Origin of the sequence: Streptomyces sp. C (assembly GCF_000158895.1) — a bacterium.
Classification (GTDB): domain Bacteria; phylum Actinomycetota; class Actinomycetes; order Streptomycetales; family Streptomycetaceae; genus Streptomyces; species Streptomyces racemochromogenes.
This window is the reverse complement of record NZ_GG657750.1, coordinates 4174371-4180151: the sequence shown is the minus strand read 5'-3', so window position 1 is coordinate 4180151 and position 5781 is coordinate 4174371. Positions and strand designations below refer to the sequence as shown.

At 70.8% G+C, this 5781-nt stretch carries 4 protein-coding genes and 1 pseudogene; all 5 read left to right on the top strand.

All coding sequences use genetic code 11. From position 1 onward, the window contains the following. Positions 1 to 186: 186 nt before the first annotated feature. On the top strand, positions 187 to 1023 hold the full coding sequence (locus SSNG_RS18740) for a hypothetical protein (protein WP_007265436.1): 837 nt from the start codon (positions 187 to 189) through the stop codon (positions 1021 to 1023). A gap of 13 nt (positions 1024 to 1036) precedes the next feature. After that, complete coding sequence (locus tag SSNG_RS18735) at positions 1037 to 2389, top strand: hypothetical protein (protein WP_007265435.1); 1353 nt, start codon at positions 1037 to 1039, stop codon at positions 2387 to 2389. Continuing rightward, positions 2386 to 3945, top strand: coding sequence for an SCO6880 family protein (locus SSNG_RS18730; RefSeq protein ID WP_007265434.1), 1560 nt, complete (start codon positions 2386 to 2388; stop codon positions 3943 to 3945). Before SSNG_RS18735 ends, SSNG_RS18730 begins: the two co-directional genes overlap by 4 nt. An 18-nt stretch (positions 3946 to 3963) precedes the next feature. Next, a complete protein-coding gene (locus SSNG_RS18725; RefSeq protein ID WP_007265433.1) occupies positions 3964 to 5382 on the top strand; it encodes an ATP-binding protein in 1419 nt (472 codons plus the stop codon). A gap of 2 nt (positions 5383 to 5384) precedes the next feature. Beyond that, positions 5385 to 5781, top strand: a pseudogene (locus tag SSNG_RS18720) (type VI secretion protein); the annotation flags it as partial.

Below are 5781 nucleotides of genomic sequence, written 5' to 3'. Positions count from 1 at the left end.
CTGATCGTGGCCGGCCTCACCGGAGTCTTCATCATCGGCTCCCTCGGCACCCTCTTCACGATCGTCTACGGGATGGCCGTCTAGCCGGACCACAGCACCCGGCCGCACCCTGATGAGGAATCACCACACCGCGCCTGAGCGGGAACGAGCGCTACCGTCGTACGACGCGGAGGGGGCGGACACGCAATGAGCAACGACGACCAGTACGGCGGCGGCACCGGCCACGCCGAGGTCGGCGGCACGGGCCAGACCCGCACCCGGCTCCCCGACCCGCCCTCCGACCCGTACGGCGGCCCCCGCCGCACCCCCCGATCCTCCCGCGGCCTGATCACGGTGGTCGGGGTGGTGGTCCTGCTCATCGCCGCCATCGCCTTCGCGAACCGCTCGGGCGACACCCCGGACACCACCACCTCCGACAAGGCCCCGGACACCACCTCAACGGCCCCCACGGGCACCGCCCCGGTCACCACCAAAACGGCCGGCATCCCCAAGGGCTTCGCCCACGACGAACAGGGCGCCCAGTCGGCAGCCGCCAACTACGCGGTCGCCCTGGGCTCCGACGGCATGTTCGACGCCGCCCGCAGAAAGGCGATCGCCCAGGCCGTCTACACGCCCGACACCGCAGGGCCACGCCTCGCCGAACTCGACCGGCTCTACGCCGACCCGGGATTCCTCGGGCGGATCGGCCTGGAAGCCGGGGGCAAGGCGCCCAAGGGCATGGTGTTCGTCTCCCGCACGAACCCGGCCGGCACCAAGATCGAGAAGATCGACGGTGACACTGCGACCGTCTCCGTCTGGTCCTCATCCCTCTTCGGCCTGGCAGGCGAGGGGTCCAAGACCCCGGTCTCCGAGGGCTGGTACACGTACACGTTCGAGCTCCGCTGGGTCAACAACGACTGGGGGGTCTCGAACTTCACGCAGAAGGACGGCCCGACCCCGGTCGGCCGCGACCAGATGGCCTCATCGGCCGAGGACATGTCCGCAGCCGTGTCGCAGTTCGGAGGCCTCACCTATGCGCGCTGACATCCGCCGCGGCATGTCCCTCACCGGCCTCGTCGCAGCCGTCCACACCACCCTCCTGCTCCTGGCGGCCCGCTCGATGGCCGCACCGAGCCCGATCCCGACCCCCAGCACGCAGGTGACGCCCGGCGCAACCCCCGGAGCGACACCCACGGGAACCCCGCAGGCCAGCAACAACCCCTGCGAGCTCATCAAGGCCCCCGCGCGGGACTACTGCGAGAACGGCAACGGCCCGGCATCCAGCGGCGCGCCCCGCACCGGCCTCACCCCGGGCGATCCCGGCACGGACGCCATCAACCCCCTGGCCTCCCTCGCCAAGGGCTGCGCCGACGCCGCCGCCTGGATCGTCGGCAAGCTCAGCGAAGCCGTGAAGTCCACCGCCAACGTCGACTTCACCAACGCCGCCTTCCTCCAGCAGTACGCCGTCGTCTTCGCCGCCTCCACCGTCCTGACCCTCGTCCTGTGGCTGCTGGCCGTCGCCAAGCGCGCCATCCGCGGCGTCCCCCTCAGCACCGCCCTCTCCGAAGCCATCGGCTTCCTCTGGCTGACCGTCCTCGCCTCCGCCTTCACCCCGCTGATCCTCTACACCGTCGTCTCCGCCACCGACGGCATCACCGAGGTCATCGCCTCCGCCACCGGCAGCCAGACCGACGTCTTCTTCGGCTCCTTCTCCGAGGCCCTCAAAAAGGGCGACGACATCGGCGGCGGCCCGATCATGCTGATCGTCGTCGCCCTCGTCACCGTCCTCGCCGCCGGCGTCCTCTGGCTGGAGCTCGTCATCCGCGCCGCCCTGCTCTACGTCGGCGCCCTCCTCGGCACCGTCGTCTACGCCGGCCTCGTCGACCGCAACATGTGGGGCCACGTCCGCCGCTGGGCCGGCATCATGATCGCCGTCATCCTCGTGAAACCGGTCATCGTGATCGTCCTCGGCCTCGCCGGCGCCCTCGCCGGCGACAAGGGCCCCAACGCCATCTCCGCCGTCGTCTCCGGCCTCGCCATCATCCTCCTGGCGATCTTCGCCTCCGCGATGATCTACCGATTCGTCCCCGGCTTCGGCGACGAGATCGCCTCCGCCCGCTCCAACCGCAAACAGGCCACCGACGGCGCCCAGGCCGCAGCCGTCATCAGCTCCCCGGCCTCCCTCGTCTCCCAGGGCATCAAGACCCACAGCAGCCGCGGCGGCGCCCACCGCGCCGACGGCGGCTCCGGCGCCGGCTCCGGCGGCGACGCCAACCAGATCTCCGGAGGCATGGCCGCCCACAGCAGCCGCCGCTCCGGCAGCGGGTCCGGCGGCGGAAGTGTCCCCTCCGCCGCACCCCCGCCCCGCACTGGCTCGAGTACGAGGAACACAGGAGGTGACGGGCGTTGACGACCCAGTCCCACCAGCTCCACCCGGTCGCGCCCCGCCGCACGTATCTCATCGGCCGCGCCCGGCCGAACGCGATCGTCGGCAAGAACCGCGAAACCGGCGAAATCGCCCTGATCATCACCGGCGCCTTCTTCGGCATGATGAGCGGCCTGCTCGTCCCCGACCTCACCCTCCGCATCGTGAGCCTCGTCGGCTTCCCGCTGCTCGCCCTCGCCGCCGTGTACGTCCCCTACAAGGGCCGCACCTTCTACCGGTGGTTCGAGATCAGCCGCAGCTACAAGCGCACCCTGCGACGCGGCACCACCTACCGCTCCGGCGCCGTCGAAGCCGGCACCCGCGCCGCCGACGGCCGCGAGGTCGAAGTCGGGCCGCCCCCCGGCATCGGCCGCATCAACTGGCTCGCCGCCCCCTTCGGCCCCGACGAGATCGCCGTCCTCCTCCACGCCGACCGCAGAACCGTCACGGCCGCCATCGAGATCGAAGGCCCCGGCGTCGGCCTGCGCGACAGCGAGGACCAGGAAGCCCTCGTCGACCGCTTCGGCACCCTCCTCAAGCACGTCGCCAACGGCGACGGCTTCGTCACCCGCCTCCAGATGCTCGCCCGCACCCTCCCCGCCGACCCCGACGCCCACGCCAAGGACGTCGCCCAGCGCGGAGACACCACGGCCCCCACCTGGCTGCGCGACTCCTACGACCAGCTCCAGTCGATGGTCTCCACCTCCTCGGAGCAGCACCGCGCCTACCTCGTCGCCTGCATGCACTACACCCGCGAGCTCGCCGCCGAGGCCAACACCATCGCCCGCGCCGGCAGCACCAAGGGCCGCAAGCTCGACCGCGACGCCGGCCTCGCCATCGTCATGGCCCGCGAGCTCACCGACATCTGCGCCCGCCTCGCCGAAGCCGACATCCGCGTCCGCCAGCCCCTCGGCCAGGGACGCCTGTCCTCCCTCGTGCACTCCATGTACGATCCGGACCACCCGATCGACCACATCCAGGCCATGACCAAGCGCAACGCCTGGCCCGCAGAGCTCGACGCCGTGGAGCCCACCTACCTCCAGGCCAAGACCCGCGAATCCTCCACCCGAGCCCCCTGGTGCCACGCCACCGCCTGGGTGAAGGAGTGGCCCATGACGCCCGTCGGCGTGAACTTCCTCGCCCCGCTCCTCGTCCACACCCCGGACGTCATCCGCACCGTCGCCGTCACCATGGACCTCGAACCCACCGAGGTCGCCATCGAGCGCATGCTCACCGAGAAGACCAACGACGAGGCCGACGCCTCCCGCGCCGCCAAGATGAACCGCACCGTCGACCCCCGCGACATCGCCGCCCACGGCCGCCTCGACCAGAGGGGTGAAGATCTCGCCAGCGGCGCTGCCGGAGTCAACCTCGTCGGGTACATCACGGTGTCCTCGCGTTCACCCGAAGCCCTCGCCCGCGACAAGCGCACCATCCGCGCCTCTGCCGGCAAGTCCTACCTGAAGCTCGAATGGTGCGACCGCGAGCACCACCGCGCCTTCGTCAACACCTTGCCGTTCGCCACCGGCATCCGACGCTAGCTGGAGGGAATAGCCGCCATGCGAGATCCCATGTCCGCGCTGACGGACGCCTTCACCAGCTTCCTCTTCGGCAAGGTCGAGACCACCCGCCTGCCCGTACGCACCTCCACCGGCCAGGCCCAGGCCGTCTACCTGCCCACCGCCGCCCCCGGCCTCGGCGACTCCGGCGTGATCATCGGCCGCGAGGTCTACAGCGGCAAGGGCTACATCTACGACCCCTTCCAGCTCTACGGCCAGCAGCTCCCGGCCCCCCACTGGCTCGTCCTCGGCGAATCCGGCAACGGCAAGTCCGCCCTGGAGAAGACCTACGTCCTGCGCCAGCTCCGCTTCCGCGACCGCCAGGTCGTCGTCCTCGACGCCCAGGGCGAGGACGGCGTCGGCGAATGGAACCTCATCGCCCAGCAGCTGGGGATAACCCCCATCCGCCTGGACCCCATCGCCGCCAACGACGACGGGATCCGCCTCAACCCCCTCGACCCGGCGATCACCACGACCGGACAGCTCGCGCTGCTCCGCACCATCATCGAAGTCGCCATGGGCCACGGCCTCGACGAACGCTCCGGCTTCGCCCTCAAGGTCGCGCACGCCTACGCCGTCGACACCATCCAGGACCGCCAGCCCGTCCTCACCGACATCGTCGAACAGCTCCGCCACCCCGAAGCCGAATCCGCCCAGGCCATGAACGTCGACATAGACGACGTCCGGGCCTGGGGCCTCGACGTCGCCCTCGTCCTCGACCGCCTCGTCGACGGCGACCTGCGCGGCATGTTCGACGGCCCCACGACCGTCGGCATCGACCTCGACGCCCCGCTGATCGTCTTCGACCTCTCCCACATCGACCGCAACTCCATCGCCATGCCCATCCTCATGGCGATCGTCGGCGTGTGGCTGGAACACACCTGGATCCGGCCGGACCGCAAGAAGCGCATCTTCCTCGTCGAAGAGGCCTGGCACATCATCAACAGCCCCTTCGTCGCCCAGCTCTTCCAGCGCCTCCTGAAGTTCGGCCGCCGCCTCGGCCTGTCCTTCGTCGCCGTCGTCCACCACCTCTCCGACGTCGTCGACGGCGCCGCCGCACGCGAGGCCGCCGCCATCCTCAAAATGGCCTCCACCCGCACCATCTACGCCCAGAAGGCCGACGAGGCCCGCGCCACCGGCCGTGTCCTCGGCCTGCCGCGCTGGGCCGTCGAAATCATCCCGACCCTCACCCCCGGCATCGCCGTCTGGGATGTCAACGGCAACGTCCAGGTCGTCAAACACCTGATCACCGAAACCGAACGCCCCCTCGTCTACACCGACCGCGCGATGACCGAGTCCTCCACCCCCCAGCAGCTCCCCGACGACCTGCTGGCCGCCGAACTCGAAGCGGAGGAACGAGCCCTGTACATCGAACGCCAGCGGGGCTCCGGCCCCGGATCAGCGACCACGGTGGCCTGACCATGCCCGACGCGAGACGTACGGAGCCCCCCGCGCGAGCCGGAGGCGTCCCCGACGGGGTCCTCGTCGGCCTCCTGGCCTTCCTCCTCGGCCTCGCCGTCCTCGTCTGGTCGGCCACCGGCCTCGCGGCCCTCTTCACGAAGGGCTCCTGGCCGGCCACCGTCACCTTCACCCGCACCCCGGGGGCCGTCCGCGCCCTGATAACGCAACCCCACGACCTCCCCGGCGCCTGGCCCGACACGGACCCCGCCGCGCTCTCCGGGTGGGGCCTGTTCTGGGGCCTGTTCATCAGCCAGCTCCTGGTCGTGCTGGTCCTGACGATCTTCACCATGGGCGTCGTGGCCCGCACGAAGGCCCGCCGCACCCGAGCCCGGCAGCAGCAGCAGCAACAGCAGCAGC

Bases quoted from the DNA above. Each gene is read 5' to 3' on its own strand.
- SSNG_RS18725 (WP_007265433.1), top strand. From the start codon at position 3,964: ATGCGAGATCCCATGTCCGCGCTGACGGACGCCTTCACCAGCTTCCTC.
- SSNG_RS18740 (WP_007265436.1), top strand. From the start codon at position 187: ATGAGCAACGACGACCAGTACGGCGGCGGCACCGGCCACGCCGAGGTC.
- SSNG_RS18735 (WP_007265435.1), top strand. From the start codon at position 1,037: ATGTCCCTCACCGGCCTCGTCGCAGCCGTCCACACCACCCTCCTGCTC.